Here is a 26833-nt window from a genome sequence, read left to right on the forward strand (position 1 = left end):
CGTGAGCGTTCCCGCCGCAGCATTCGCACGCCTGCACAAACACGTCCAGGCTTGGATTTGGGCCCAGAAGTGGCAACAGCTGCGCTCAACTCAGGCGGAAGCAGTGGACCCCATCCTGCGGGGGAACACCGACGTCATCATCAGTGCCCCCACCGCCAGCGGCAAAACCGAAGCGGCATGGCTGCCGATCCTTTCAACGTTGGCTGAGCAAAGGGACAGCGGCCCGGTGCCCTCCGGTGTCAAAGCCCTCTACCTTTCACCGCTGAAGGCCCTGATCAACGACCAATACGGGCGACTTGAAAGCCTGGCCGAAAGCGTCACCATGCCGGTACACCGCCGCCATGGTGACGTCACCGGGGGTGCCCGCAAGGCCCTGCGGGAAACACCTGACGGCTTATTACTGATTACGCCGGAGTCACTCGAAGCCATGTTCGTCACCCAGGGAACCCGCCTTCCGGGGATCCTGAACGGACTTCAGTACATTGTGATCGATGAGATGCATTCCTTCATCGGAACTGAACGAGGGGCACAGCTCCAGTCACTGCTGCATCGTGTGGAGCTAGCCCTCCGGCGAAGAATCCCGCGCATCGGGCTCTCTGCCACGCTGGCGGACTTAACCGTCGCTGCGGAATTCCTGCGCCCGAAACAGGGAGCCGCTGTTCACCTGATCGGTGAGAACAGCGATGATAAAGCCGAATTGCGCATGCAGCTGCGCGGCTACATCAGTTCTGGCCCCGCCTCGGCCCATGCCGCTGCTGAGGAAGAATTTGATGCCGGTGTCGACAAAAAAGCCATAGCTGAACACCTGTTCCGAAATCTTCGCGGTCAGGACAACCTGGTCTTCGCGAATTCGCGCACCAACGTGGAAACCTATGCTGACCTCCTCAAACAAATTAGCGAACGTAACCGAGTAGTCAATGAGTTTTTCCCCCATCATGGAAATCTATCCAAGGAATTCCGTGAGGACGTGGAGTCCCGGCTGCGCGCTTCGGGAACCCCGGCCACCGCGGTTTGTACGTCGACACTTGAAATGGGCATTGACATCGGATCCGCTGACACGGTGGTCCAGATAGGGGCTCCGGGAAGTGTTTCAGCCCTCAGGCAACGACTGGGTCGGTCGGGACGTCGGGGCGGCGCTGCAACCCTACGGCTATATGTTTCAGAGCAAGTAGTGGATCACCGCACACCTCCCGTGGACCAGCTCCGCGCTCAGACGTTTGAAACCGTGGCTACCATAGAGTTGCTGCTTGAAAGATGGTACGAACCGCCGAACACCAATGGACTCCATCTCTCAACGCTGATCCAACAAGTGCTGTCCGTGATAGCCCAGCATGGAGGCGCAACGGCTGCGGAAATTTACGGTGCCCTTTGCGAAGCGGGACCTTTCGGGCACGTCGACCGGCCGATGTTTATCAGATTGCTTCGGGGACTGGGCGAGGAAGACCTCATCATGCAGGCCTCGGATGGAACTCTGCTTCCAGGGGGCGTTGGTGAGCGGCTCGTCAATCACTACAGCTTCTACAGCGCATTCCAGTCCGCTGAGGAGTACCGTCTCATCACATCGGGGCGCACTTTGGGTTCTATTCCGATCGACCACCCAGTTATCGAAGGCAATCTTCTGATCTTCGCCGGGCGGCGCTGGCGCGTCCTTCGGGTAGACACGGCCAACAAGGTCATTGACCTCACCCAAGCCCGTGGCGGGAGACCACCGGCTTTTTCCGGGGGTGGCGCGGAGATCGCCGATGGCATCCGGCAGCGGATGCGTCAGCTGTATGAGGGAGAGGATATTCCCGCTTACCTCGATCTCGGCGCACAGACCCTCCTGTCCGAAGGGAGGGCCGCGTACAAGAAAATGAATTTGGCAAAGCAGCCACTAATTCCATGGGGCGATGACATAATTCTCTTCCCCTGGGCCGGCGACCGGATCATGAACACCCTACATGTGCTGCTCACGTCCTACGGCCTTGACGTAAGTCTCGATGGCGTGGCATTGAATCTCAGGAAGACATCCCCTGAGCAATTGGGCACCCTGCTAAGAAAACTCGCAGCGTCGGAAAAACCTGAACCACCCGCTCTGGCGAAAAACGTCGCTGTGAAAAACAGGGACAAGCATGACATGTATTTGGACGATGGCTTGCTCACCCTGTCCTATGCGGCAAGTTCCCTGGATATTGACGCGACTTGGCCAGTACTTCGACGTCTCGCTGAAGCATGTGAAGCCTCTGGCGCTCACCTTAAGAATTCAGAAGTTTCCTTCCCTGAGAACATGTCCTTCCCGCCCTGCAATACCTCGACTGAACGCGACACGGTGTCTTTTGCCGTCGTGGATGTCGAGACAACAGGATTCTCCGCACAAAGAGATCGGATCGTGGAGATCGCGATCGTCCGGCTCGACGCGACAGGTGTCATCAGCACCTGGTCAACGCTGATCAATCCGGATCGGCCGACCGGACCAGTTCATATCCATGGCATCCGCCCTGGCGATGTTGTTTCCGCTCCACGATTTTCCGAGGTCCTGGACGAAATTGCCCAACAGCTCGCTGGAGCCGTAGTAGTAGCCCACAACGCTTCCTTCGACATCAGCTTCCTGATCAATGAATTCGCACGCGCCGGAGTGCAGGCCCCGTCCTGGCCCACGCTGTGCACCATGCAGCTAAGCAAGAAATCCCACCCAGACCATCCCGCCACGCTTGCCGAAACCTGCAGGAGACTCAACATAGAAGCAGGAAAGGCGCATACCGCACTGGCCGATGCGACAGCAACGGCGCAAGTGTTGATGGCGTACGTAGAAAGGAGCAACGAAATGGGTAGTCCGGACCTTTTCACCGTTCCTCCCCTTCCAGTTGCCCCACCCTGGATTCCTTCCAAGGCCTCGGGCCGGACACCCTTGAATATCAAGCAGCGAAGCGGAAAACGCTAAGTTGGTGTACTAGATCGAGTGGGCCATAACGCGATCGAGCAGCAACGTCATCGACATCGCCTCTGCATGAATTGTCGTTCCGGAAGATAGCGGTCCGACGGGATCGATGCGAAACGCCCAAATGGCGCGTACACTTCCCGCTTTCACACCCATGAACGCGCCATTTTGCAGAACCGTATTCCGTGCAGCGCCGCACGGCGGAGCGGTCCAGGCCCAGCAATGGATTCGCTCAGGCCAGACCAGGTCAATCCCCAAATACGCTAAACAGTCGATTTTTAGTTGATTTATGGTTTCCATACGGGGTATTGCGGGAGTACGTCCGCAAACTTGTGGGTCACACGGATACACGGATACACGGATACACGGAAAAGGGTTACTCCCATGAGCATTTCCACGATCATTGGAGCGGCCCACGCCCGCACGGCTCGGCTGGGGATCAGCGAGGTCGTCCGCCGACTGAATGCCGCCTTGGGCGCGACGTTCGTCGCTGCCCTGGCCGGAAGCAAGGACAGCAAGATTAGCTACGGCTGGGCCCAACAGAACGGCCCGATGCCAAAACCAGTTGCGGTCAAGCGCCTCCAATTCGCATTTACCCAGTGGAGCTTCGTGACCGAGAGCGAGCACGTGGCCCGCATGTGGTTGATCGGTTCTAATCCTTGGCTCGAGCATGACTCCCCCATCGATGCGATCCGCGACGACCGCTTTAAGGATGTCGCCGCGGCCGCCACGGTGAGGAGCATCAGCACTCTCTCAATGGTTAAGAAGACCGGGTTGATCCGCCCCGGATTGCTGTCTTTTCCCAGCGGACCGCCGACGAGCCGCTCAGGGCAAAGGCCCCTTACTCGGAGGCCTCGGGGAACTGCGCGGCCAGCCGTTCCAGGGTGCGTTCCATATTGGGCCCGGTGCTCCGGGTGAAGCCCATCAGCCGCAGCAGCCAATGGTGCCGCACCCGGCTCGCGTCCCAGGTTTCGCTGACCAGCGTCCCGGACCCGACAGCTTCCAGCTCGTAGCGCCACCGATGCCCGCTGAAGTGCCGCCAGGCGATCTGCCGGTCTTGCTCGAATTCCACCACGGTATTGCTGATCCGGTACGGGACACCCAGGCGCATCTGCATGCCGAACTCGCTGCCCAGGGTGAGCTTGCTTCCCACTGCGTTCGAGGCCCGCACCGTTCCGGAGCCGTCGATGACCGGGTGCATGGCGGGATCCCTGAGCAGTTCGAAGATCTCTCGGGGCGCGGCAGCCACGAGGCGGCGCCGGGTTTGCAGATACGGGGATTCACTCATCAGCCCATCCTATGCAGCATCTGATCCCGTGCCCGGCAGCCAGGCCTATCCGCAACGATGTTGTTGTGCCATTCTTGGTTGACCTGCACCATCAGGAAGGGAAATCGATGAGCCACCGAAACGATCAGGACCTTGTACTTGGCCCGATGCTCCGCCACGTGGATGCCACCTCCGCCAGTATCTGGGTGGAGACAGCCCGGTCTTGCACCGTCGAGGTCCGTTGCGGCGGAGACACCTGGCGTGCGCCGACTTTTCGTGCCCACGGCCACCACTATGCGTTAGTTGAGGTGACGGGGCTGGAGGTTGGAAGCGTCAATCCCTACAGTGTGCATCTTCAGGGGACAGCTATCTGGCCGCGCGAGGATGGCTTCCCCGAATCGATCATCGCCACCATCGACCCCGCCAAGAATCCACGGCTGGCCTTTGGGTCCTGCCGCACCAGCATTCCGCACGACGCGGCGGGCAACCGCAAGCACGGAGTGGATGCGATGCGCGCCTATGCCCTGTCCATGGCGGGCCCGGGGCACGGACCGTGGCCGGATTTGATGCTCTTCCTCGGGGATCAGGTTTATGCGGACTCCACCACTGACCAGATGCGCGAGTTCATCCGCAGCCGGCGCGATATCAGGGAAGAACCCGGGGCGGAGCTGAAGGACTTCGAGGAATACGCCCACCTGTACCGGTTGGCTTGGTCGGACCCGGCCAACCGTTGGCTTCTTTCCACCCTGCCCAGCGCCATGATCTTCGACGACCACGACATCCGCGACGATTGGAACTCCTCGCTGCGTTGGAAGCAGGACATGGAGCAGACCAGCTGGTGGCACCAACGCATTGTTGCGGGCCTCGGCTCGTATTGGATCTATCAGCACCTCGGCAACCTCTCCCCCGAGGGGCGGGCTGCAGATCCGCTGTGGCAACGCATCGCGGCGCACACCGGCCCCGAAGAATTGGATATCACTGCCGACTTGGACCGGTTCGCCGAGCGCGTCGATGCCGCACCGGAAGAATACAGGTGGAGCTACTGCCGCGACTGGGATACGGTGCGGCTGATCGTGGTGGACTCCCGTGCCTCCCGCAGCCTCGACCCCGCAGCGCGTGCCCTGCTCGATCCACCGGAAAATGCGTGGCTCGACGAGCACATGCAAGGCGGATTCCGCCACCTGCTGGTCACTACCTCACTGCCCTTCCTGCTGCCCATGGGCCTGCATCACGTGGAAGCATGGAACGAGGTCTACTCCTCCGGAGAACGCGGCCCGGCCCGGGCGTGGCTCGGCGAACGACTGCGCCGGGCCGTGGACCTTGAGCATTGGGCGGCGTTCCAAAAAAGCTTCCAGAACGTCGCCAGGTGGGCCACCGAGGTCGCCGATGGCAAGCGCGGCCCCGCCCCGGCGTCCGTCACGTTCCTCTCCGGGGACGTGCACTTCTCCTATGTTTCCGAAGTCGAACGCGAGAACGGGAGCAGGATCCTGCAAGCCGTGTGTTCGCCCATCCGCAACCCACTGCCCCGGTTTATGCGCTACTTTGCGGCAGCCTTGGCCTTAGGGCCGGCCGTCCCGTTCGGGGCTTGGATGGCGCGCAGGGCACACGTGCCGGACCCGCCCTTTCGCTGGAACGGCATCAAGGGGCCGTGGTTCGATAACAATCTGGCCATCCTCGAGGACACCGGGGACGGGCTGGTGATCAGCTGGGTCACGGGGGTGGTTGAGCACCGGGACCATCTGCACCCGAGCTTGGAAACCGTCGAAGTGGCAGCGATCGAGCCACGCGAGGGTTGACGCGACCGTCAGGTATCGGGGGTAGCCGGCCCGCATCTGGCTGCTGCTCTCCTAGTACACCCGGGCCATTGCGAATCGCATGGGTTCCAGCTCCGCGCGGCGGCGCGCCAGATCCAGGGCGTGGGCATCCAACTGCCGATCCTCCTCATTGACTGGCACCAGCTACCGCACCTAGGAGGCCCGCCCGGACCCATTGCGGGTGACGAAGATGCTCATGCACTGCGTCGTGTCGCGCCACTGGGCGTCACGACGGGTCCCGCGCCCGCCTATGCACGGCGATGTGCATGGAGTGCGGGCCGGTGTGGATCAGTCTGGCCTCGAGCTCGACGACGGCGCCAATGTGGATGGGGTTCGTGAAGTGGATTCCGCCCGAGTAGACAGCCACCGCATCGGAGCCGCACCACCCATGGCGCAGGCCCGGGCAACCTCGTCGATCCAGCGCATGACGATCCCGCCGTGCGTGTTCCCGCCCCAGTTCACGTCGCCTGGCGAGACCAGGATGCAGTCCATGGCCGGCTTGAAGATCCGTTCGCGCACGTCGGCGGCGGTGCGGCAAGGAAAATTTTCCGGGTTCCGGAGCTCACAGTCGGTGAGGTATTCGTCACGGATCAGCAGGGCATGGCGAATGGGGCGGCCGATTCGGGCGAGAATGCCGTCCAAGGTCCGGTCTGTGCCGGGGTCACCGCCCAGTCATCCTCGAAGCTGAGCAGCAACACCCCGGTGATGTTCGCGAGGCGGTCGACGTAGTGCGTGACTTCGGCGGCCCAGAAACCCGCGGGGGCCTCGGGGCGTGCGGCGAGGCGCAGAGTGACTGTCACTTGGTGGTGTTCCAGCAGCATCAGCGCCACCGAGGAGTGGGGTGAAGGCGATGGAGTGGATGTCCACCGCGACGGTGTCGGCCATCGTGGTGGCGGTGATCATGACTAGTGCTCCTTTGAACTAGTTTCTGTTCAAGGTCGACCAACCGCCGGTAGCAAAGTCTTACATCCACGTTATGACAGGCGTCCATTTTCGGCGCCGCGCCCCTAATTAGCAATCACCTCGCTGCCATCCCAATCTCGGTGGCAACACCCCCTGTGAGTATTGAGGTGGCTGGTCTGTGACTGGCTGGCAGACTGTTTCCACTCCGATGGCTTGATAGGAGGTTGTCCGACGCAGCTGGAATTGTGTTGGGCCGTGATTAGTTAGTGAACTGCCTCGGCGTGATTCTTCCTAGATCGGCGCTATAAATAGCCGTCCGAAGAGAGGACTTGGGAAGACCCCTCGCCGCCAACCGATATGCCCATGTCGTAGGCGTGGACACCTATGCCAAGACCCACACCTACGCCATCCTCATCGCGGCGACCGGGCAGGTCGCTGGCACCGCAACTTTTCCAACCAACCCGCCGGGTATCGTCCGGACCATCGACTGGATGAATCGACAGGTCACAGACGGGAGGGCCTTGGTTTCAGTGTAGGGAGCGGGCTCCTACGACGCGACCTGACGCGAGCGCTCCGGAGTGCCGAAGTGCCGGAGTGCCGGGGTGCCGGGGTGCCGCGATCAGTGTTTGTGATGTGAGGCTCCCGACTGGTGAAGCAGTTCCAGCTGGTCGACTCCGCCACCAGGACCCACGCTATGGAGGGAAACCAGAGACTGCACCATGTCTGGGAGCAGTTCAACATGCGCGAGAAGCTGCGTGCGGAGGCGAACACCGCGGTCGCCCGTGAGTTGGACAGCTGGTGCTGGTCCGTGACGGCACCCTTGCAGGAAAAAGCCGATCGGGAGCCGGTCTTCACGAATGCCGCCATGAACGCGGCCTGACCCTCATAGACAGACCCTGCGGTTCGTTGAAGGCGACGAGGACAGCACGCGGAGCTAACACGAGACAGTGCTAGGGCAGGCAACCGGAACGCAGGTCCCGGCGACGCACGCCACTAGACCTCGATAAGTTTCTGTCGAACAATTGTCATGCGGTACCCAACCCGCGCATACCAGCATTGAACACGTTGCCGAAAGACGTGCCCACACCTTCAACTTCCGCAGTGGTACATGGAGAACGGCCTCGCGCATATGTCCGGCCTCTTCAAAGGCCGACTACCCTCGCACTGAAGCCCTTAATCTTCTCGTGTCGAGACCTGCCATCGAACCAGATGTCGCAGAACAACTTGCGAGACTTGTGGCGCTCCGGGACGCTGGAATTCTCATCGAAGAAGAGTTCGCGACGATGAAGCCTGAACTACTCGCGCACCTTTGAATCCCATGGCTCTCTCGCGTCCCTACGCGATAAAGATGCCGAATTGTGCAGCGTAGGGATGCCATCTATGCCTGTGTTGTCGCTTGAATTTGGGCAAGTAGATCTTGAGCGAATGGCTTGGCTGGCATTTCTGCGACAGTCATCATGGTTGAGGTTCCTTGAGTCCCTGGTATTTGCCAGATGTTGTCCATGAGGAGCGAGCGGAGATGGTTGTTGTCCCGAACCCGGAGGCGAACGAGCAGGTCGAGGTTGCCGGTGACGAGATTGACGTCCTGGACCTCTGGTATGGCCCAGAGCTGAGCCATAATCTCAGCCAGGTCACTTCCCTCAGCGGCTGTTACTGACAGAAATACTATTTCTGTGAAACCGACAGCGCTCCAGTTAATTTGGGCAGAATAGCCCGTGATTACTCCGGCTCGCTCCAATCGAGCCATTCGTTCACCTATAGTGGGCGCGGAAACGCCAAGGGCTGTTGCAAGTGTGCGTTGGGACGCTCGGCCGTCGTCGGCAAGTTTCTTGAGTAGCGCGAGATCCAACTCGTCCAGGGGAGTTGGGTGGACGACTGGGGCCGTGACGCGCCGGACGCCTGCTAGCGGCCCTGTCTCCCGAGTCGAGGTTATTTGTTCCACAATGTATCGCCCTTCATTTCCTGGATAGGTATGCCTTCGGTCTCCACTGTACGTTTCCCCGTGCCGTCCGCATGCAGCGTTTGATACTGGATAGCTCTCGAGGCTCCTGTTTATTCAGGATAACTGTAACGCCAACAAGAGTAGATAGTTCTCAAAGAAAGAGAATCTCCTCTTACAATTTAACGAACGATAGGATATGTTGTAAATCACATTACAAATGCTGGCTTTGGATTGCGGACTTGCCGCCACTCGAGCCAAGGGCATCATTTGGCTGATGTCGCAGATCCTTCCGACGCGAAAGCGCCCACCTAGTAGGAGAACACTTATGATCACACGAAACACGTCCGTGGTCCGAGAAACGAAGCCACGGCCTTCGAAGCGCACCACCGCTGGGCTTGGGGGTGGGATTGCCTTGGAATGGTATGACTGGAACATCTACGGTCTCATGGCGGTGTTCCTTGCACCGCATTTCTTTCCTTCTGACAATCCGGTGACATCGACGCTATCGGCCTTGGCTGTATTCGGTGCCGGGTTCATCGCGCGTCCCCTTGGCGCTATTATTCTGGGACCGATTGCGGACCGGATCAGCCACAAAAAGGTCATGTTGCTGGCCGTCGCAACAATGTCAGTGACATCATTTGCGATCGGGATTATGCCAACATTTGAGACGATCGGCATCGCCGCAGGGATCATTCTGCTGCTACTTCGGCTCCTGCAGGGAATGGCGACAGGAGCTGAAGCTGGTGTTGCCAACGCAGTTGCTATTGAGCTCGCCCCAGAAAATGCTCGAGGTCGTTATCTGGGCCTTGTCAACGGAACGTACCTTCAGCTCGGGATCGTTGGTTCGGCTGTTGTTGCATTTGCCACCAGTGCAGCTATTCCTAGCGGGGGCATGGCTGAGTGGGGGTGGCGGATACCTTTCCTTATCGGCGGAGTGATGGGACTGTTTGTGCTTGTGCTGCGAAGTAGCCTCCCTGAGACCCTCATTGAATCCGCTGGGGCCAAAGGTTCACAGCATGATGAAATCAAGTCCACCACGGTTGGGGTGTGGAAGTCGCTTTGGGAAGTGCGACTCGCTCTTGCTGCCGTCATTCTCGTGATCGGCGCCATTACCGTTGCCAATTACGCATGGATTGTAGGGCTTCCGTCACTGGCCAACGGGGTTTACGCCGAAAATCCGACCGGTGTTTTCGGCATCCTGGTGGGCATGGGACTGACTTGGATTGTTATCGGTCCGATTATCGGTCGGATCTCTGATCACTTTGGGTCATCCAAGGTATTCGTCGTGGTACGCCTCTTGCTCATTCCTGCGGTCTTCACGATCCTGCTTTACAACAAGCCCGGACTTGGCACCTATGCCTTAGTTATGATCGTCGGCGGACTAGCCATCGGCCTGAATATGGGCCTGTACAACTACATCGCGACAACGCTGATGCCCAAGAGCGCCCGGACCACAGGTGTGGCACTTGGTTATGCATTGGCAGCGGCAATCTTTGGTGGCACCGCATCCTATCTAGTTGTTTACCTCCGACAGCACGACTTGTTTTGGGTCTTCCCCATATACGTTGCCGTACTTTCAGTCCTGAGTGTGGTTGTTTACCTTCTCGCCGTAAAAAAGGGTCACCTTTACGTTGAATAGCGATGGTCCCTGCAACTTCAGTGAGAATCTCCCCCAATGTAAGGAACCAGCATGGCAGCAAAGAATGAACCTCTGGACCTGACCGGCACAGTCGCGAGGGATCTCATTCGCTTTGATACGAGTAACTACGGAGATGGCCGCTCAAAAGGGGAAGCTGAGGCGGCCGGGTATGTGGAAGCATTTCTACAGCGTCTCGGGCTGGCCACGGAATGCTTCGAACCTGAAAAGAACCGGACCAGCGTCGTTGCCCGAATACCGGGAAAGGATTCCCGACGCGGGGCGTTGTTGGTGCATGGACATCTGGATGTCGTACCGGCCGAAACTACCGGATGGGAAGTTGATCCATTCGCCGGAGTCGTTCGGGATGGAGTTTTGTGGGGCCGAGGTGCCGTGGACATGAAAAACATGAACGCAATGATTCTCGCCTCCCTGGACTCCATCCTGAAAGGAGGCCACCTACCCGAACGAGATCTGATTGTTGCATTTCTGGCCGATGAAGAGGACGGAGGGCGCCTCGGCGCCCATCATCTTGTCGAGAAGAAGCCAGAGCTTTTCAGCGACGCAACGGAAGCCATTAGTGAAGTCGGTGGCTACTCGATCGACGTCAATGGCCGTCGCACTTACCTCATACAAACAGCAGAGAAGAGCCTGATCTGGCTTCGGCTGAGTGCGGTGGGAGAGCTTGGTCATGGGTCGAAAGTCGTCAAATACAGTGCCGTAGTCCATCTTGCCGAAGCTATTTCTCGTCTAGGTCGGCATGAGTGGCCCATTGAGCTCACAGCAACCACTGAAGCGCTGGTGAGCACCTTGGCTGCGCTACTTGGCCTTGATCGCTCCATCGCCGACCCAGAGGAAGTTGTCTTGGCTACAGGAGCAGCAGGATTTATTCATGGCTCCCTCCGCACGACGGCGAACACCACGGTGATACGGGGCGGCAACAAGCATAATGTCGTTCCCAACTACGCTGAAGCCCTGGTGGATGTGAGGACATTGCCGGGTGAAGAAGGCAAGGTCATCGAAGCCATTCGGCAGATTGTCGGCAACGAAATCCGTGTTGAAGTGATCAAACACCTCGATGGGATCGAAGCCCCAATGGACGGTCGATTGATGCAGACCATGTCAACCGCCATTCTTGACCACGATCCAGAAGCAACCATTGTGCCTTATCTGATGCCTGGCGGCACCGACAACAAAGCTTTCGCCAAGTTGGACATCGCCGGCTACGGATTCGTCCCGCTCAAGCTTCCATCCGGCTTTGATTTTGCCGGCATGTTCCACAACGAAAACGAACGTGTACCCCTTAGCTCGCTTACCGGTGGCACCAGCGTCCTCACACAGCTGATGCTCCACGCATAGCCAACAGCGACAAGATCTCATATGTAAATATTTACAAAGAATGTCTTGGTGTTTGACTGGATATGTGGAAGAATTATCTTACGTTTAATAACTTTCACTCTGAAGTTTTTTCTTAGTGACCTAGAAAGGATTTATCATGACTCGACTTGACGATCGCATTGTTCTCATCACTGGCGCAGCAGGGGGCATCGGTTCAGCAGTAGCCCGAAGCGTCATTGCCGGAGGCGGACGTGCAATTCTGCACGACGTCAACGCTGATGCTGTCCGCGCACTGACAGAGGAACTTGGTGATTCCGCTACTTCCCTAACCGCAAACCTTGCCGATGCGAATGAAACCGCCCAGCTGTGGAGCGATGCTGTGGGGATCCACGGTCGAATTGACGCGCTGGTCAACAACGCCGGAATCTATCCCCCTGCACCGCTGGATGCGCCACTGGATGACTGGATCAAGACTTGGGACATTTCCTTAGCTGTAAACCTCAAAGCGCCAGCCATTTTGTGCCGTGAAGCCGTGTCGACGTATTCAACGCAAGACACCGGTGGCGTCATCATCAATCTGGCCTCACGAGCGGCATTCCGTGGTGAAGATCCTGAGTATTGGCACTACGCCGCCGCAAAAGCCGGCGTGGTGGCCATGACGCGCACCATTGCCCGCCAAAATGGACGTCAGGGTGTTACCGCATTCGCCATCGCACCTGGCTATGTGGACACCTCTTTGAACAAGGTCTTCGCGGAGAGTGTGGGAGTTCAGGCGGCCGCTGAACAGACTGGACTGGGAGAAGTTGCCCAGCCCCAAGACGTCGCCAATGTCATCGCGTTTTTGGCCAGTGGTCTGGCTAAGCACGCGACAGGAACCACCATCGACATCAATGGGGCAAGTTATGTCCGCTAACACTACTTCTAGTCACAATATGAGTGCCGATTTATTCATTGGCGGTTCATGGACCAGGGGGCTGGCGGGCGAACTGCCGAACGTGGATCCAGGCAACGGGGAGACCATCGGTTCCGTATCCATGGCAGATACCAGCCAGGTTGAGGACGCTCTCACAGCTGCAGCAAAGGCATTCCCGCATTGGAGCGCGAAGCTTGCTAACTCCCGCGGTGAGATCTTGAAGAAGGCTGCGCAGTTACTATCTGAGCGTCTGGATTTGGCCAGCGAGACAATTCTTCTTGAAACCGGTAAGACACAAGCAGATGCGCGCGGTGAAATCAAGAGGGCCATAGAGACCCTCAATTGGAACGGCGAGAACGCTGGGCGGATTCAGGGGACAATTTTCCCGGGGATCGCTGACGGTAGCACCCGCCGTTCTGTGCCTACAGCTCTGGGAGTCGTCGCAGCCATCACGGCGTGGAATTTCCCCGCCGTGCTGATTGCTCGGAAACTTGGTGCTGCGCTGGCCGCTGGTTGCACTGTTGTGTTGAAGGCCTCCGAATTTTGCCCTGCCACGGCTCGAATACTGATCGAGGTTTTGGTCGATGCTGGCATTCCGGATGGTGTTGTTAACCTGATTTTCGGTGACGCTGTCGCGGTTTCCGATCAGATTCTCTCTTCGCCGGAGGTAAAGGCGCTGACATTTACCGGGTCGACTGCAGTCGGTAAGAAATTGGTGGCTCTTGCCGCACCGAACCTTATCCGCTCGGTGATGGAACTTGGCGGTCATGCCCCTGTGCTCGTATGGAAAGATGCGGATATTGAACAAGTTGTTGCCGTAACTGCGCCAGCTAAATTTGGGTCGGCAGGGCAATCCTGTGTAGCACCGAGTCGATACTTCGTCCATGAAAGTCTCTATGCGGACTTTGTTGAAGCATTGGCGAAGAAGGCCGCCGCCTACACTCTCGGACATGGGAATGAGGCAGGCACAACCATGGGGGCCGTGGCCCACCAGGGACGCGTTGATGCCTTGGATCGGTTGGTCCAGGACGCCCGGGCGAAGGGTGCCACCGTTGAAACAGGCGGATCCCCTTGTGACCGTGATGGTTTCTATTATCAACCCACAGTGCTTTCCAACGTCCGCGCTGACTCGGACATCATGACCGAAGAGCCATTCGGCCCGCTTTGCGCCGTTGTTCCCATCAGCAATTTGGATGAAGCAATCACGCTGGCCAATTCAGCACCATACTCATTTGCTGCGTACGTGTTCACCGATTCGCTGACAGTCCGCGATGCGGTGTCTTCAAAATTGAACGCATCCAACATCGGCATCAATCAGCTCGCGCCGTCGCTGCCTGATGTTCCCCTCGGAGGGCTTGGCAATAGCGGTTACGGGTACGAGGGCGGACTCGAAGGCATCCTCGCATTCACACAGCTGCGGCTTGTCAGTGAAACCGCCCACGCCTAGCCTTCACAACAATATTTAGGAGAAACCAGATGGTACTTCCCCTGGCAGGAATCCGGATTTTATCGCTGGAACAGTTCGGCGCCGGCCCATTCGGCACTTCGCATCTGGCAGATCTGGGTGCCGAAATCATCAAGATCGAAGACCCGAGTTTTGGTGGCGACGTCGGACGATACGTGCCGCCCTACGCCGAAGGCGAAGACTCACTATTCTTCGAGACCTTCAATCGGGGCAAGAAGTCCATCTCCCTTGACCTGAATTCTGCTGAGGGACGGGAGATCTTCAACAAACTGGTCACCGTGTCAGACGCGGTGTTTTCCAACATGCGCGGTGACGTGCCGGTCAAGATCGGCATCACTTACGACGATCTGAAGGCGTTGAACCCGGCGATCGTCTGTTGCTCGCTCAGCGGGTTCGGCATGACCGGACCCCGACGGGCGGAACCCGGCTACGACTATGTCATCCAGGGCCTGACCGGCTGGATGGACATCACCGGAGAACCGGATGGCCCACCCACGAAGTCGGGCCTATCGATTGTTGATTTCTCAACAGGGTACGTTGCTGCGTTGGCCCTCATGGCCGGTTTGCATGCTGCCAAACGAGATGGCATCGGCATGGACTGCGACGTCAGTCTCTATGACACCGCCATCGGCATGCTCACCTACCCGGGAGTCTGGCACCTCAACGCGGGCTTCGAACCGCGCCGAACCCACCACTCCGCGCATCCCTCGGTGGTCCCGTTCCAGGCGTTTCAGGCCTCCGACGGGTGGTTCGTGATCGCCGCGGCCAAGGAAAAGTTTTGGCAGCGCATCACCGAGGTAATCGAACGGCCCGATCTCGCGGAAAACACGAAGTTCCGGCGTCTGGGTGACCGTCAGAAAAATTCCGGGGAGCTTTTGGCGATCCTGGATGGCATCTTCGCCACTCGGCCAGTGGCGCACTGGGTTGCTGCTTTGACGGCGGCTGCGGTCCCGACCGGTGAAGTGAACACCGTGGCGCAGGCCCTCCAAGATCCGCAAATCGAAGCCCGTGGCATGATTCTCGAAGCCGAGCACCCCGTCTACGGGACAGTGAAGACCATCGCATCACCAGTGAAGGTCGGCAATGAGACCGTGCCCGCGAAGCGTGCCCCGCAACGAGGGGAACATACCGACGAGATTGTCCTTGAACTTGCCGGTTTGGATGCTGAGACCCTCCAAAAGGCCCAGGCCGCCGGGGCCTTTGGCCGGATACCGGCGGTGTAGGTGTGAGCGGGGAATGGGTTCCAAGCACCGTCGAGCGTGAAGACACGGTCACCGTTGGGGCCGCCCGGGCGTTGCATGATCTTCTGGATGCCGGGAGGGAAGAACCGAGGCTCGGTGACGAGCTCCCATTGTTGTGGCACTGGCTTGCATTTTTGCCCCAAGCCCGTCAATCGGACATCGGGCCGGACGGGCACCCACTGACCGGGACGTTCCTCCCTCCGACCGGGGGACGTCAGCGCATGTACGCCGGCGGTCATGTCGCGGTGGTGAAACCGCCCCGCATTGGGGAGCTTCTGATTCGGAAATCCGCGGTGACTGACGTCCAACTCAAGGAAGGACGGACCGGTGAATTAATGTTCGTGACCGTCGAGCACTCTATCGACAGCAATGGCGGGGCGATCGAGGACCGGAACGACATCGTCTACAAAGCGCCGGCTTCGGTATCCGCTGCACCGCGGACTGCCGCACGGGCCATGGGGGACGTCGAGAATGACAATAAATGGGATGGAGGCCGCACCCTGGCTATCGACCCGGCATTGCTATTCCGCTTTTCGGCCTTGACGTATAACGCCCACCGCATCCATTATGACCGCGACTACGCCACGAGAACCGAGGGTTACCCGGGGCTGGTTGTCCATGGCCCACTGCAAGCCGTGCTGCTTGCAGACGCCCTGAACCTGGCGATGCCCGGTCGGCGTCCCTCAAGCTTCACCTTCCGCTCCACAGCGCCGGCCTTTGACACGTGCCCGTTGGAGTTGCGGTTCCGCAACACCGAAGGCAACGAATCGGTCGAGCTCGCGGCATTCAGCAACGGCAAGCAAACCATGGCCGCCACTGCGGTCCTGACACCAGAAACGCGACAAAAATGACCAGTACCTCCCAATCACCCCGTAAAATCGTCGACGTTATCGCCTCCACAGGGTTTGGCGGATTCTTTTTCGACGACCAAGCCGCAATCAAAGCAGGATCACGGCGCGACGGCGCCACATACGAAGGAACCACACTCACCCCCGGATACAAATCAGTACGCGAACCAGCCGAATCCGTCTCCGTCATGCTCGTCCTAGACGACGGCTACATTGCCACAGGCGACTGCGCTTCCGTGCAGTACTCCGGCGTCGGCGGCCGCGAACCCCGCTTCCACAAGACGGAACTCGCCGAGACAATCGAGACGCAACTCGGCCCACTGTTGTACGGACTGGAGGTTGATACCTTCCGAACCGCGGCGGAGAAGGCAGAGTCCGCAGTCAACGGCATTGATGGTCTTGGCCGCGCCGCAGCATATGGTGTGTCCCAAGCGCTCCTCGACGCCGCCTCACACGCCGCCGGCCACCACCTGATGGCACGCATCATTAGTGAAGAGTGGAACCTCCATGGCGATCTTTCGGTGATTCCGGTGTACGCCCAGACCGGAGAGGACCGCTACGACAATGTAGACAAAATGATCCTCAAAAGCGTGCCCGTGATTCCCCACGGTCTGATCAACACCCTGGAGCTGGTCGGTCCGGATGGCTCCGTTCTGGAAAGCTACGTTTCGTGGATTCGCGAACGCGTGCAGCAACTCTCGGTACAGAGTTCCTACCTGCCCGTCATCCACCTAGACGTCTACGGAATGATCGGTGTTGCGGCCGGGGGCTCGATTCCCGGAACGGCCGAGATCCTCCAGCGCCTTCAAAAAGCCGCCGCACCCCACAAACTGCGTATCGAGCACCCGATCCATGCCGGAACCCGGGATGAACAGATTCAGGTTATGACATCCCTGCGCGCCGAGCTCAAAGTCCAGGGAATCGACGTTGAAATCATCGCCGACGAATGGGCCAACACCGCCGAAGACATCCACCTATTCGCCGCGGCAGGGGCAGCAGACCTGGTCCAGATCAAGACGCCGGATCTTGGCTCGATCCACCACACCGTGGACGCTATCCTTGACTGCCAGGCCCATGGCATCGGCACGGTTCTTGGCGGAACATGCGCCGAAACCGACCGTTCAGCGCGCACTACCGCGCACATCGGCATCGCCACAGGTGTTACTCAAATGCTCGCCAAACCCGGCATGGGCGTAGACGAAGGTCTCATGATCGTGAACAACGAAATGAATCGTGCTCTCCGGGTCGACAAGCGCCTGAAAGATATCGAGAAATCATCATGATGACCGCACCCACCAGCTACCTCTACGTCCCCGGCGACCGGCCGGACAGACTCGATAAAGCGTTCAACCGCGGCGCAGGGGCCATCATTGCAGACCTCGAAGACGCTGTCGCCGAAGAGAACAAAAATCTTGCCCTGGATACCATCATCAGATGGCTCGATGGGCTGCCGGCCAAACACGCACCGGTCTGGGTGCGGCTGAACACCGGTCGCCGCCAGGAGAAGGAACTCCACGCCCTCGCCTCCCACCCCCACCTCACCGGACTTTTCCTGCCTAAGGCAGACGCTGCCCGGGATGTTGAAGAAGTGCACGGACTACTGCAGAGGGGTGGTCATGACCTGCTGCTGGCGCCCATGATCGAATCAGCCACCGCCCTCGTCAACATCCATGACATCGCCGCAGCCCCCGGCGTATACCAACTCCACATCGGCGAAATGGACCTCGCCGCAGATCTTGGGCTAACCTCCGGCCCCAACGAAAGCGAGTTGCTCTATGCGCGCTCCCTGCTCGTCATAGCCAGTAGACACGCCGGCTTGCTTCCGCCCGTCGCCCCCGTCAGCACCGAAATCGACGACCACGACAGCTTTCGAGCTTCTACCCAACAACTGAAACGAATGGGATACACGGGGCGCGACTGCATCCACCCCACACAGATCCGCATCGCATCAGAAGTCTTTTCTCCCACAACAGAGGAGGAGGTTTGGGCCACGGAAGTCCTCGCTGCTTCGTCGAGCAACCACGGAGCCTACCGTGATCTAGCCGGCAACATGGTAGACGAAGCTGTCCTTCGCCGTGCTCGTGACATTGTCGCGAGCACGGCGAAGGACAGTAGTCGGTAAACGTCTGAGCACAGTCGTAAAAGATATCGTCACCGTTCGGGGAATATGTGCAAATATCGGCAATATTTACACTTTAGAGTGATCTAAGTCATGATCGTCAGTGATTTCTCCTGACCGACTACCAAAGTTGGTCCACTTCCCCGGTGATCTTGGGACGGCCGGGCAACTGGAGGCAATTGCAACGCGAAGCCGGGATCTCAAGCTTGCTGCGCGTCCAGATCAGCCTCGGCTGAGAGCGCCACGGTAACTGGCGTGACCTGCCTTGGACGTCACTTCAGCTGCCACTGCCCAGGCTGGACAAGTCCCTCGACGGCGTGCAGTAGATGGCAACTTCACGTCTTGCCGAAGTCATCTAGTGCAGGGCGATGGACGATCGTGGGGTTTATCGGTCCACGCCAGGGCATCAATATATCCCGATGGGTGAAATCAGCGTATTCTCGCGACTTTTTAGTCCATCCCTTCGCTCAGCTGAAAAACGGGAGTGTTAGCGCGAGAAAATTCTGACGAAAAGTGGGAGCAAAAGAGGATTGGCCTCGTCCGGCTCTGATCTGCGGTACATAACCGCAGGTCAGCGGCACTGTGTGCTAAACACTCGGGCACTCCGCCTCCCCATGGCCTTAGCCGCCTACACCTATGACCAGCTCACCAGCACCGACCGCACACTACTTGTGACGGCCGAAGAACCAACTCACCACGGCCCTCGACACACAGCGCTCCCGAAAGCCAACAAATAGCCTTCAGCCGCTAACCGTCGGTGCCCGCCTTGCCAGGCGTGGCCCAGCTGCGCCAGGTACAAGGCACCCCGGGAAAGGGTGAAACGTGGGCAAGCCATCGAAGTCGTCAGAGGCGGCACTCTCCAAGACGGGAGCAAAGCTCGCCTCGAATTCTTCGAGCAAAGCGGCCAAATCCAAGGCGGGATCCACGCTCGGCAAGGGCTAGACACCAAACCAGCAGTGGTGGGTGCCTGACGCAGTTCACCGACGACCTTGGAAACAGAAACTCTGTTTATCGTGATTCCCACAAACTTACCGCCGATACTGGCACTTTCGAATTTTCCCGCCGCATTGCAGGCTGACCTGTACCGCTAGAAGACGTATGGCTGGCCTTCCACGGCATCACGCGTCGGGAAGAATCTCCGGGTAGTTCTGAGTGCTGCGGTGATGGCATCCGGAGACGGGAGGGCGGCTTTCTCATCGACGGGCAGTGCCTCGTATGTGTAGAACGGCACGGCCAGGGGCCGGGCGGAACCGTCCAGGGAATAGCGCACGGTGCGGTCGTTCTTGGACCCGCACACCAGGCTCCCGACGGTCGAGACCTACCGGGCAGCTGAAGCATCTCTTCGACGTCCGCGACGTAGAAGTTCAGTTTCCCCAGATACTCGGGCTTGAGCTACACCACCACGGAGCGGTCCGAAGGCCCGTTGTACAGGAGGAGGTCGAAGAAGTCGTCCCCGTCGACATCGAGGTGACGCTGCCGTCCCACGAAAGCTAAGCCCGGGCCGAATTCGGCCAGGGTCTGGGAAAGGCACAGCGCCATGGCCCCCTCCAGGGCGTGTTCTTGAGGCTCTTCGGTGAGTTCCAGGAAGTCCAGAACCAGAGGGTCTTCTGCGACATCCCGCGCTAGGTCGGTGCCTTCGCCCGGCAGCCGCACCTCGAAGTTGTGTGTGATCAACTTTAAGTAGGCCATTACGGCTGAAGAAATAGACCATTTCAGCTCCCACATTTAGGCCATTAAAGCGGTAAGAAGTAGGCCACCTACGCCACCGGGACTGCCAAAAATCCTCGCAGCCCCGACCGCGGCCACCCATTGATCACCACACCCAGACGTTGCCCCCCTTTGCCTCGCTCCTGTCACGAAGAAGACAGCAAAGGACATGGGCCCGTCTGGCCAGATAAATTCCTTACGGCGCCCCATTTTGCCTATGTTCGGCGCCGGAAGGTCTGGAAGGAAATGACGGAACCCATGTCCGTGCAAGAAACTATCAGGAAATTAGACTCTGAGGGTATCTCAGGGCGTAAAATCGCCGTTCAGCTGAACCTCAGCCGAGCCACTGTCGCCAAATACCTGCGCATCACCAACTACTCACCGGCCACACCCAGAACGGGGAAACGGCCAGCTGGTTCGGTCATCACCGGCTTCGAGGAAACCATCAGCACCTGGCTCGAAGATGACATCGGCCAACCACGCAGACAGCACCATACCGCCCAACGCATCTTTGACCGGCTCGTGGACGAAGAAAACTACCCGGGCACGTATTCGCCGGTGCAGCGATTCGTCAAACGCTATAAGCAAGACCGCCAGAGCGAGAACGACGGGTTCCTGGAGCTGGAGTGGGCCCCGGGCACCATCCAGGTGGACTTCGGCGAAGCTGAGGTCTTGTTGGCCGGCGAGCGAAAAGTCGTGGACCTTTTCGTGGTCACTTTCCCGTACTCGAATATGCGCTTCGCGCAGGCGTATGGGGGTGAAACCTCGGAATGTGTTTGCCACGGGTTGCGGACGGTCTTTGAACACATTGGGTCGGTGCCGCATCGGATGATCTTCGATAACGCCACCGGTGTGGGGCGCAGGGTCAAGACCAAGGTATTGGAAACGAAATTGTTTGCTGCGTTCAAAGCGCATTACCGGTCCGAAGCGAAGTATTGCAATCCATATTCAGGCAATGAGAAGGGCAACGTTGAGAACACGGTGGGGTTCCTGCGCCGGAATCTGATGGTCCCGCTGCCTCATGCGGCGACGTTGGAAGGGTTGAACAAGGTGCTGCTGGAACGGTGTGATCGGCTCGGAGGCAAACCGCATTGGCGGCGTAGGACTCTGATCAAGGACCTCTTCGAGCAGGATGTCCAGGCTGGCTTGGCGTTGCCGGGGGCGGGGTTTGACCCGGTGCGCTACGAGTCGCGTAAAGCCGATAAATACGGCCACCTGCAGGTGAGCTCCAATACCTACGCGGCCGGGCCGGTGTTCGCTAGGAGGTCGTTGACGGTCGGGATCCGTCACGATGTCATTGAGATCTTCGATGAGAAGGCGGCCGTGCTGCGGCGGTTTCCACGAGTCTTCGGGGTTCATCCGGAAACCATCATGGAGCCCTCCGGGGTGCTCGGGTTGCTGGCGCACCGTCCGGGGGGGCGTGGTCGAATTCCCCGGTGCGGACGGTGGTTTCTGATCCCGTGCGCGACTGGCTGGATAGCGCCGTGGCCGAGGACCGGCGTCGGTTGCTGACCGAGTACAGCAAGGTCGAGATGGACCCCGCTCTGGAGCGCCGCTTACAGCTGGCAGCCATGGCGAGCCCTCGGTCAAGGACGCCGTGGCGATCCTGCACGGGCTCAAGGGGCCGTGGTTCGATAACAATCTGGCCATCCTCGCGGACACCGGGGACGGGCTGGTGATCAGCTGGGTCACGGGGGTGGTTGAGCACCGAGACCATCTGCACCCGAGGTTGGAAACCGTGGAAGTGGCAGCGATCGAGCCGCGCGAGGGTTGATGCGACCGTCAGGTATCGGGGGGTATTTCATCGCCTTTAGACCTCAAGAAACAGGGAAGTTCACGTTGACCGTGTGCTATCAAGTACGACCAAAATTCATGCCCTCAGCGACAACCGCGCAATCAATACAGCACAGCGCATTGTACTTCTTACCGGTTAGAAGGCATAGGATTCCTACGTGGTGGTGGCTTCGGACAAGATTGCTGGAGAGGGTTTCAACTTGCCGACCCTGGACACCTTGTTCATGGTCTCCCCGGCGAGTTTTAAGGGCAAGATCGAGCTGCTGATTGGACGCATTCAGCGTACCGATGACGCGCAGCGAGTGATCCGCATCCACGACTTCGTTGATGTGGAGGTTCCCGTCTTCGCGCATTTGGCCCGTCGTAGGCACAGGGTCGTCGTCAAGAAGGGTTTCAAGATCATCGTCAGGGACGGTGATCACTCAGCGCAACAACCATGATCGCTCGCTGGTTCCTCCATCGATACGGAAATCTAGTTCGCGAAGAAGAGAGACTACATCAAGACCCTTAACCCACCACCTGCTACAACTTTCATCCCATACTTCGGGTTGAGAGTTGTTAGACAAAGAAATGAAAAAGCGGTATAAGCAATGTGGCTTGTTCCAAGGTGCATCGGTTGGACGGACACCGCTATAGGGGCGGGACGCAACTCCGATGGCAAGCGCAGTTCTGAGGTGAATTCCCTAGAACACTGGGAAGAGCGAGGCGGGAGGAAGACGGTCTTCTGCTCATCGTCGAGGACTCTGAGGGATGCCAAGTTCTTGGATTTCTTCAGCCAAGAGACAGCACCAAAACCGACGAGAAAAATGACTTCACCATCACGGATGCCGCCCGCACTGATGCCGCGCAAGATACGCGGCATCCAAGTCTCCGACGAAGACGGAGTTCGCCTCTGCGCCGCCAATGCCTAGAACAAGGGGCGACCCATGGGCCAATGACCCTGCATTGGTGCCGCGCATCAGCGCCAAGGTCTTACCCGAGGTCACGAACCCTGCGTTCTTCTCCTGGCTCATACCAAGACCTCATCACGGGCAGCTGCGGCGGCAGAGGCTACAGAGAAATACCGAAAGTAACGCGGTAAGTTTAAAACGCAGGAATAGTTTGCCCATTTCTAAATGCACCAAAATGAGCCAATCGCCGCTAGTTCAATTCTGCCGATGAGGATCCAAGCCATGAAAACTCCCATACCTGACTATCTCAATGAAGTCATTGGCGCTCTTCGCGAAGACACCACAGGTGCAACTGAAAGCTACATCCCCGAATTGGCAGAAGCAGATCCTGATCTGTTTGCTTTAGCGGTCACCACCGGCACGGGAAGCACCTATTCGGCCGGGGACGTAGACACAGAATTCTCCAGCCAGTCCATTTCCAAGCCTTTCGCTTATGCCGCCGCGATCATGGACCGCGGAATAGACCGAGTGCTGGAGTCCATTGGCGTTGAGTCCTCAGGCGAGGCCTTCAACGAGCTGTCCCTTGAAGGCGGCACTCACCGTCCGAAGAATCCGATGATCAATGCCGGTGCCATCGCCACGCACGGCTTGCTCGTCGGCGAGCGCGCGGACCCGGAGGAGCGTGTGGCGCGTACGCTGAGCATGTTCTCCCAGCTTGCCGGCCGTGAACTGCGCATCGACGAAAGCGTCTGCGCCTCCGAGCTTGTCACGGCAGATCGAAATCTTGCCACCGCGCATATGCTGCGCAGCTACGGAATTCTCACCAGCGACCCGCATGAGGTAGTTGCCGGGTACACGCGCCAGTGCTCAATTCTGGTGACCGTGGCTGACCTGTCGATGATGGCGGCCACCCTCGCCAACGGCGGAGTTCAGCCGCGCACTCACGAGCGCGTCATTGACACGGACGTAGCCCGTCAGGTCATGGCGGTCATGGCTACCGCCGGAATGTATGACGGTGCCGGAGACTGGCTCACCAGGGTCGGCATTCCCGCGAAGAGCGGAGTGGCCGGCGGGCTGGTGGGAGTGCTTCCCGACCAGGTGGGCATCGGTGGCTTCTCGCCGCGGTTGGACGAGCATGGCAACAGCCAGCGCGCCCGGCGTGCCTTTGAGCGTTTGTCTGCAGATATGGGACTGCATCTGTTTGCGCCGAGCCATGGCCGGTTGGAGGTCGTCGGCGTGCAGCGAGAGAGCAGCCGAGAGGTATTCACTCTGCAGGGCAACGTGCAATTCACTGCGGCGGCCGAGCTCTTGGACCTCATGGCCGATTCCACTTCGCTCGGCGAAGTCCACGTTGACATGTCCCGCGTGCAATCCTTCACGGACGTCGCACGCCGCATGACACTTGAAGGATTGCGCAGGCTGCGCATGGACGGGCGGCGAATCTTCATCAATGATCCATTGCAGTCCTTGGCGAATCCGGATCTGGGAGACGGAACCTACCCGGAGAGATCCTAGAATGCTCATTGCAGGCTCCGGCTCTCCGGGCCTCAACCGAACTCAGCGGTTCAGCGACGCTAACTAGACAGTCTCATAACCGTTACTCGATCATGGCGTAGCCAACTGGGAAAAAGTTCCTCGATATCCGTTGGCTACTCTCAAATCTCAGCTGGCATTTCCACCTTGAGCACGGAGGCCACACGTTGCATGTTCTCCCAGGTCTTCAGGTTCAGCGTGATGGCCGTGGCAGCTTCGATCTGCGCCGGAGACGGCGCACGTTCGCCCGGCACCCGGATGGGTTCGGTCTCATCTAGCAACTCGCCGCCTTTGACGTAGCTGATGAATTCTTCTACCTGTGCCGTGTACTCATCCAAGTCACGCAGCTGAGCCACATCGATGGCGATGATCAGCGTTCCCTGATGGTCTGCCGTTTTCCGCCCGGAGATCGTCTGCGAACCCGAGAGAGCTCCACCAAGCGCCTCAACCAGCAGCCCCAATCCGAAACCCTTGAACCCGCCGAAAGGCTTCAGCAGTCCGTCGGCCCCCACCCAGTCCGCGGACAGTTTATTTCCACGGTCCCGTTCTTCGGCAAGACGCCCGCTGGCCACCGCGCTGGTCGCGAAGTCGATCACCAGATGAGGTGCCTCGGCGCGAGGCACCCCGGCTGCCAACGGGTTCGTTGAGAGCCGTGCCTGGGTTCCACCGGGCGGCACCACGATCTGTCCTGCGCCATTGTTGTTGCCAAAGATCAGCGTCACCACTCCGGCTTCGGCAGCCTGTTCGCAGAAGGGCGCTAGTCTCCCGGCATATTCGCTGCTGTGCACGGCGACCGCGGAAATTCCGTATTTCTTGGATCGTTCTACGGCGAGCGTTGTCGCATCACGCAGCGCAAAGTGCCCATAGGTTTCGTGCGCGTCCAGCCGCACCAAGGCTCCGCTGTCCAGATCCACCGTCGACTGCGCACCAGGCTTGGCGTGTCCGGCGAGCGCCCGATCAACATACTCGGGAAGACGCCGCAGTCCGTGCGAGGCATGCCCCGCCAATTCGGAAGAAATCAACTGCCCGGCCATGTACTCGGCGTCCGTAGCGGATGCGCCTACGGCCTGCATGCAAGCGGAAATGAAGCGGTTCAATTGAACCGGTGAGCTAGTCACCGTTGGAAGCTGGTTAGACATGGATTCCTTAGGAACGTTGGTGCCGCAGTGCGCCGTAGTTGGACGCAGAAAGGCTCGTGTGACTGGTCCTTCTAGCGTACGTAGTCGGCAGCGGTAATATCGGTTGTCGCTCCGGTGACGTGTCGGGACCGTCCCCTGACCAAAAATGCGGCCAGCTCGGCGACCTCTGCAGCCGGGGTGGCCTCCCCCAGCGGCAGCGCCGCAATGGATGGATCTTCCGGGTCCAGATGTGCAGCCAATTCTGTGGCCAACCACCCGAAGAAATTGCATACGAAAGCACCTCATCTTTGCCATATCCGCGCGCGATTCCCTTGGTCAATGCCTGCAGACCGCCTTTGGCGGCTCCCTAGACAAGATGCTCGGCATCGTCCCCGGGTGGGCTGGTCTCTCGGGATGTTGATGTTCCCTCCGTCTCCGTGAAGCTGACGGTGGGCAAAAGCTTCAAAGCATAGATCAGCCGGAGCCTGGAGGGTGTCTTCATTTTTCGGGGAGCAACTCAATCTATTCAAGCCGCTACTATCTGACAGAGAAGATTTATATTCCTACGAGAAGGCTTAAAGCTAGGATGACAGCATGCTAATAAATCTACGACGTAGAGATGTAGTAGCTCTGCCATCGATGCCACTATTTTTGGCTATCTTCGGCATAGCTGCATCCATGAGCACAACGGCTACCTGGGGGACGCTAGGACTGGGGCTTCTTGGCATCTGCGTCGCTTGGATGGTTGTCAAGATTTTTTCGCTTTCGAAGAATATTGGAAACAGCGAACCGGCACATTTAACCAAGCGGCACGCACTTTGGTGCACCTTGGCGGGTCCACTTGCTGCCATCGCCGGTTATTACACTTTTAATGCTTCTATTTCGCTGATTGCCATAGTGCCAATAGCTTCGATATTTTGGGGTGTTTCCATTAGTCGACTATGCGATGATTCGTCAGCCCTCAAAGCGGGCTATGTTTGCGCACTTGTTGGAGTGCTGGTTCTTATTGTTGAATCCGCGGGAGTCATGGAAGGTCTTAATCTACTTGTACAAGGATCAGTCGTTTCACTTGTCGCCATGGCATTCGCAGGAGTGCTGTTCGTTTTAGTCCGTAAAATTTTTGTCGGTCACCGGTAACAAAGAGTGAGGTAAAAGTGAATTTTGGTGTCCTGGATATACCGCACACCAGTTGCCCTTCCATATGAAGAGTTCGTATTTTCGTGAGACTTGGCGAACATTCGTTTAGTTGAATGATCTGGACTATGCCCAGATCTGCACAAGCAGTGGGTTCTGGTTTTTCGTGGGCACATCGGTCTTCGACATGAATTTAACACCAGACCATCGGACCGGGCTCGTCCAATCAGTTTGCTTCGTGTCGCAGCCAGGGC

At 58.6% G+C, this 26833-nt stretch carries 27 protein-coding genes and 2 pseudogenes; 19 read left to right on the forward strand and 10 right to left on the reverse strand.

Translation table 11 applies throughout. The annotated features are described in order from the left end of the window. Position 1: 1 nt before the first annotated feature. Positions 2-2920 carry an exonuclease domain-containing protein gene (locus LG294_RS16705; protein ID WP_404287730.1) on the forward strand — a complete coding sequence of 973 codons (2919 nt, stop codon included), beginning with the start codon at positions 2-4 and terminating at the stop codon, positions 2918-2920. A gap of 9 nt (positions 2921-2929) precedes the next feature. Here LG294_RS16705 and LG294_RS16710 read toward each other — a convergent pair whose 3' ends face one another. Continuing rightward, entirely contained in the window at positions 2930-3217 is a 288-nt protein-coding gene (locus LG294_RS16710; protein WP_404287732.1) for a hypothetical protein, read from the reverse strand. An 84-nt stretch (positions 3218-3301) separates the two neighbouring features. Here LG294_RS16710 and LG294_RS16715 point away from each other — a divergent pair, with 84 nt between their 5' ends. Beyond that, positions 3302-3835: a hypothetical protein gene (locus LG294_RS16715; RefSeq protein WP_404287734.1), complete on the forward strand. Its 534-nt coding sequence runs from the start codon at positions 3302-3304 to the stop codon at positions 3833-3835. On the opposite strand, the gene LG294_RS16720 is transcribed toward LG294_RS16715, so the two are convergent. Continuing rightward, on the reverse strand, positions 3759-4205 hold the full coding sequence (locus LG294_RS16720) for an SRPBCC family protein (RefSeq protein ID WP_404287736.1): 447 nt from the start codon (positions 4203-4205) through the stop codon (positions 3759-3761). The two genes, LG294_RS16715 and LG294_RS16720, sit on opposite strands and share 77 nt — an antisense overlap. A 107-nt stretch (positions 4206-4312) precedes the next feature. Between LG294_RS16720 and LG294_RS16725 the strand changes: the two genes are divergently transcribed. Continuing rightward, complete coding sequence (locus LG294_RS16725) at positions 4313-5980, forward strand: alkaline phosphatase D family protein (RefSeq protein ID WP_404291814.1); 1668 nt, start codon at positions 4313-4315, stop codon at positions 5978-5980. Positions 5981-6224: 244 nt separating this feature from the next. Here LG294_RS16725 and LG294_RS16730 read toward each other — a convergent pair whose 3' ends face one another. Continuing rightward, entirely contained in the window at positions 6225-6365 is a 141-nt protein-coding gene (locus LG294_RS16730) for a hotdog domain-containing protein (RefSeq protein ID WP_404287738.1), read from the reverse strand. Between the two features lie 71 nt (positions 6366-6436). Here LG294_RS16730 and LG294_RS16735 point away from each other — a divergent pair, with 71 nt between their 5' ends. The 3 genes from LG294_RS16735 to LG294_RS16745 all read left to right on the forward strand — a co-directional run bounded on the left by LG294_RS16735 (position 6437) and on the right by LG294_RS16745 (position 7781). Beyond that, positions 6437-6727 (forward strand): hypothetical protein, encoded by a 291-nt coding sequence (locus LG294_RS16735; protein ID WP_404287740.1) that lies wholly within the window; start codon positions 6437-6439, stop codon positions 6725-6727. A gap of 503 nt (positions 6728-7230) precedes the next feature. Then, complete coding sequence (locus tag LG294_RS16740) at positions 7231-7437, forward strand: hypothetical protein (RefSeq protein WP_404287742.1); 207 nt, start codon at positions 7231-7233, stop codon at positions 7435-7437. A 158-nt stretch (positions 7438-7595) separates the two neighbouring features. Further along, a complete protein-coding gene (locus LG294_RS16745) occupies positions 7596-7781 on the forward strand; it encodes a hypothetical protein (protein WP_404287744.1) in 186 nt (61 codons plus the stop codon). 498 nt (positions 7782-8279) lie between these two features. Here LG294_RS16745 and LG294_RS16750 read toward each other — a convergent pair whose 3' ends face one another. Both LG294_RS16750 and LG294_RS16755 read right to left on the reverse strand, forming a co-directional pair. Then, a complete protein-coding gene (locus LG294_RS16750) occupies positions 8280-8519 on the reverse strand; it encodes an Lrp/AsnC ligand binding domain-containing protein (protein ID WP_404291816.1) in 240 nt (79 codons plus the stop codon). A gap of 156 nt (positions 8520-8675) precedes the next feature. After that, positions 8676-8843 (reverse strand): annotated as a pseudogene (locus LG294_RS16755) (hypothetical protein); the annotation flags it as partial. Positions 8844-9168: 325 nt separating this feature from the next. Between LG294_RS16755 and LG294_RS16760 the strand changes: the two are divergent. From LG294_RS16760 to LG294_RS16795, 8 genes are all read left to right on the forward strand, one after another. Further along, entirely contained in the window at positions 9169-10482 is a 1314-nt protein-coding gene (locus tag LG294_RS16760; protein ID WP_404287746.1) for an MFS transporter, read from the forward strand. A gap of 51 nt (positions 10483-10533) precedes the next feature. Beyond that, positions 10534-11838 (forward strand): M20/M25/M40 family metallo-hydrolase, encoded by a 1305-nt coding sequence (locus LG294_RS16765; protein ID WP_404287747.1) that lies wholly within the window; start codon positions 10534-10536, stop codon positions 11836-11838. 136 nt (positions 11839-11974) lie between these two features. After that, positions 11975-12730 carry an SDR family NAD(P)-dependent oxidoreductase gene (locus LG294_RS16770; RefSeq protein ID WP_404287749.1) on the forward strand — a complete coding sequence of 252 codons (756 nt, stop codon included), beginning with the start codon at positions 11975-11977 and terminating at the stop codon, positions 12728-12730. Between the two features lie 19 nt (positions 12731-12749). Beyond that, on the forward strand, positions 12750-14177 hold the full coding sequence (locus LG294_RS16775; RefSeq protein ID WP_404287751.1) for an aldehyde dehydrogenase family protein: 1428 nt from the start codon (positions 12750-12752) through the stop codon (positions 14175-14177). A gap of 29 nt (positions 14178-14206) precedes the next feature. Continuing rightward, entirely contained in the window at positions 14207-15418 is a 1212-nt protein-coding gene (locus LG294_RS16780) for a CaiB/BaiF CoA transferase family protein (protein ID WP_404287752.1), read from the forward strand. 2 nt (positions 15419-15420) lie between these two features. Continuing rightward, positions 15421-16287 (forward strand): hypothetical protein, encoded by an 867-nt coding sequence (locus tag LG294_RS16785; protein ID WP_404287754.1) that lies wholly within the window; start codon positions 15421-15423, stop codon positions 16285-16287. Continuing rightward, complete coding sequence (locus LG294_RS16790) at positions 16284-17567, forward strand: methylaspartate ammonia-lyase (protein ID WP_404287756.1); 1284 nt, start codon at positions 16284-16286, stop codon at positions 17565-17567. Before LG294_RS16785 ends, LG294_RS16790 begins: the two co-directional genes overlap by 4 nt. Then, positions 17564-18406, forward strand: a complete 843-nt coding sequence (locus LG294_RS16795; RefSeq protein WP_404287758.1) for an HpcH/HpaI aldolase/citrate lyase family protein — start codon at positions 17564-17566, stop codon at positions 18404-18406. Before LG294_RS16790 ends, LG294_RS16795 begins: the two co-directional genes overlap by 4 nt. A gap of 1084 nt (positions 18407-19490) precedes the next feature. On the opposite strand, the gene LG294_RS16800 is transcribed toward LG294_RS16795, so the two are convergent. Both LG294_RS16800 and LG294_RS16805 read right to left on the reverse strand, forming a co-directional pair. Continuing rightward, positions 19491-19700, reverse strand: coding sequence for a hypothetical protein (locus tag LG294_RS16800; RefSeq protein ID WP_404287760.1), 210 nt, complete (start codon positions 19698-19700; stop codon positions 19491-19493). Positions 19701-19795: 95 nt separating this feature from the next. Beyond that, on the reverse strand, positions 19796-20092 hold the full coding sequence (locus tag LG294_RS16805; protein WP_404287762.1) for a PDDEXK nuclease domain-containing protein: 297 nt from the start codon (positions 20090-20092) through the stop codon (positions 19796-19798). Between the two features lie 276 nt (positions 20093-20368). On the opposite strand from LG294_RS16805, the pseudogene istA reads away from it, so the two are divergent. The 3 genes and pseudogenes from istA to LG294_RS16820 form a co-directional block, all read left to right on the forward strand. Then, a pseudogene (gene istA, locus LG294_RS16810) lies at positions 20369-21631 on the forward strand (IS21 family transposase); the annotation flags it as partial. 76 nt (positions 21632-21707) lie between these two features. After that, on the forward strand, positions 21708-21884 hold the full coding sequence (locus LG294_RS16815; protein WP_404291836.1) for a hypothetical protein: 177 nt from the start codon (positions 21708-21710) through the stop codon (positions 21882-21884). Positions 21885-22062: 178 nt separating this feature from the next. Continuing rightward, positions 22063-22344: a hypothetical protein gene (locus LG294_RS16820; RefSeq protein ID WP_404287764.1), complete on the forward strand. Its 282-nt coding sequence runs from the start codon at positions 22063-22065 to the stop codon at positions 22342-22344. A gap of 378 nt (positions 22345-22722) precedes the next feature. Here LG294_RS16820 and LG294_RS16825 read toward each other — a convergent pair whose 3' ends face one another. Further along, on the reverse strand, positions 22723-22917 hold the full coding sequence (locus LG294_RS16825) for a hypothetical protein (protein ID WP_404287766.1): 195 nt from the start codon (positions 22915-22917) through the stop codon (positions 22723-22725). 159 nt (positions 22918-23076) lie between these two features. On the opposite strand from LG294_RS16825, the gene LG294_RS16830 reads away from it, so the two are divergent. After that, positions 23077-24309 carry a glutaminase gene (locus tag LG294_RS16830; protein ID WP_404287767.1) on the forward strand — a complete coding sequence of 411 codons (1233 nt, stop codon included), beginning with the start codon at positions 23077-23079 and terminating at the stop codon, positions 24307-24309. 140 nt (positions 24310-24449) lie between these two features. Here LG294_RS16830 and LG294_RS16835 read toward each other — a convergent pair whose 3' ends face one another. Next, a complete protein-coding gene (locus LG294_RS16835; protein WP_404287769.1) occupies positions 24450-25466 on the reverse strand; it encodes an Ldh family oxidoreductase in 1017 nt (338 codons plus the stop codon). 71 nt (positions 25467-25537) lie between these two features. Then, entirely contained in the window at positions 25538-25705 is a 168-nt protein-coding gene (locus LG294_RS16840) for a hypothetical protein (protein ID WP_404287771.1), read from the reverse strand. A gap of 418 nt (positions 25706-26123) precedes the next feature. Between LG294_RS16840 and LG294_RS16845 the strand changes: the two genes are divergently transcribed. After that, complete coding sequence (locus LG294_RS16845; protein WP_404287773.1) at positions 26124-26582, forward strand: hypothetical protein; 459 nt, start codon at positions 26124-26126, stop codon at positions 26580-26582. The last annotated feature ends 251 nt before the right edge of the window (positions 26583-26833 follow it).

The sequence above is a fragment of the Glutamicibacter arilaitensis genome, assembly GCF_044793945.1.
Taxonomy (GTDB): Bacteria; Actinomycetota; Actinomycetes; order Actinomycetales; family Micrococcaceae; genus Glutamicibacter; species Glutamicibacter arilaitensis_B.

Bases quoted from the DNA above. Each gene is read 5' to 3' on its own strand.
- LG294_RS16710 (WP_404287732.1), bottom strand. From the start codon at position 3,217: ATGGAAACCATAAATCAACTAAAAATCGACTGTTTAGCGTATTTGGGG.
- LG294_RS16715 (WP_404287734.1), top strand. From the start codon at position 3,302: ATGAGCATTTCCACGATCATTGGAGCGGCCCACGCCCGCACGGCTCGG.
- LG294_RS16720 (WP_404287736.1), bottom strand. From the start codon at position 4,205: ATGAGTGAATCCCCGTATCTGCAAACCCGGCGCCGCCTCGTGGCTGCC.
- LG294_RS16725 (WP_404291814.1), top strand. From the start codon at position 4,313: ATGAGCCACCGAAACGATCAGGACCTTGTACTTGGCCCGATGCTCCGC.
- LG294_RS16745 (WP_404287744.1), top strand. From the start codon at position 7,596: ATGGAGGGAAACCAGAGACTGCACCATGTCTGGGAGCAGTTCAACATG.
- LG294_RS16750 (WP_404291816.1), bottom strand. From the start codon at position 8,519: ATGGCTCAGCTCTGGGCCATACCAGAGGTCCAGGACGTCAATCTCGTC.
- LG294_RS16760 (WP_404287746.1), top strand. From the start codon at position 9,169: ATGATCACACGAAACACGTCCGTGGTCCGAGAAACGAAGCCACGGCCT.
- LG294_RS16765 (WP_404287747.1), top strand. From the start codon at position 10,534: ATGGCAGCAAAGAATGAACCTCTGGACCTGACCGGCACAGTCGCGAGG.
- LG294_RS16770 (WP_404287749.1), top strand. From the start codon at position 11,975: ATGACTCGACTTGACGATCGCATTGTTCTCATCACTGGCGCAGCAGGG.
- LG294_RS16775 (WP_404287751.1), top strand. From the start codon at position 12,750: ATGAGTGCCGATTTATTCATTGGCGGTTCATGGACCAGGGGGCTGGCG.
- LG294_RS16780 (WP_404287752.1), top strand. From the start codon at position 14,207: ATGGTACTTCCCCTGGCAGGAATCCGGATTTTATCGCTGGAACAGTTC.
- LG294_RS16790 (WP_404287756.1), top strand. From the start codon at position 16,284: ATGACCAGTACCTCCCAATCACCCCGTAAAATCGTCGACGTTATCGCC.
- LG294_RS16795 (WP_404287758.1), top strand. From the start codon at position 17,564: ATGATGACCGCACCCACCAGCTACCTCTACGTCCCCGGCGACCGGCCG.
- LG294_RS16805 (WP_404287762.1), bottom strand. From the start codon at position 20,092: ATGGCCTACTTAAAGTTGATCACACACAACTTCGAGGTGCGGCTGCCG.
- LG294_RS16825 (WP_404287766.1), bottom strand. From the start codon at position 22,917: ATGAGCCAGGAGAAGAACGCAGGGTTCGTGACCTCGGGTAAGACCTTG.
- LG294_RS16830 (WP_404287767.1), top strand. From the start codon at position 23,077: ATGAAAACTCCCATACCTGACTATCTCAATGAAGTCATTGGCGCTCTT.
- LG294_RS16835 (WP_404287769.1), bottom strand. From the start codon at position 25,466: ATGTCTAACCAGCTTCCAACGGTGACTAGCTCACCGGTTCAATTGAAC.
- LG294_RS16845 (WP_404287773.1), top strand. From the start codon at position 26,124: ATGAGCACAACGGCTACCTGGGGGACGCTAGGACTGGGGCTTCTTGGC.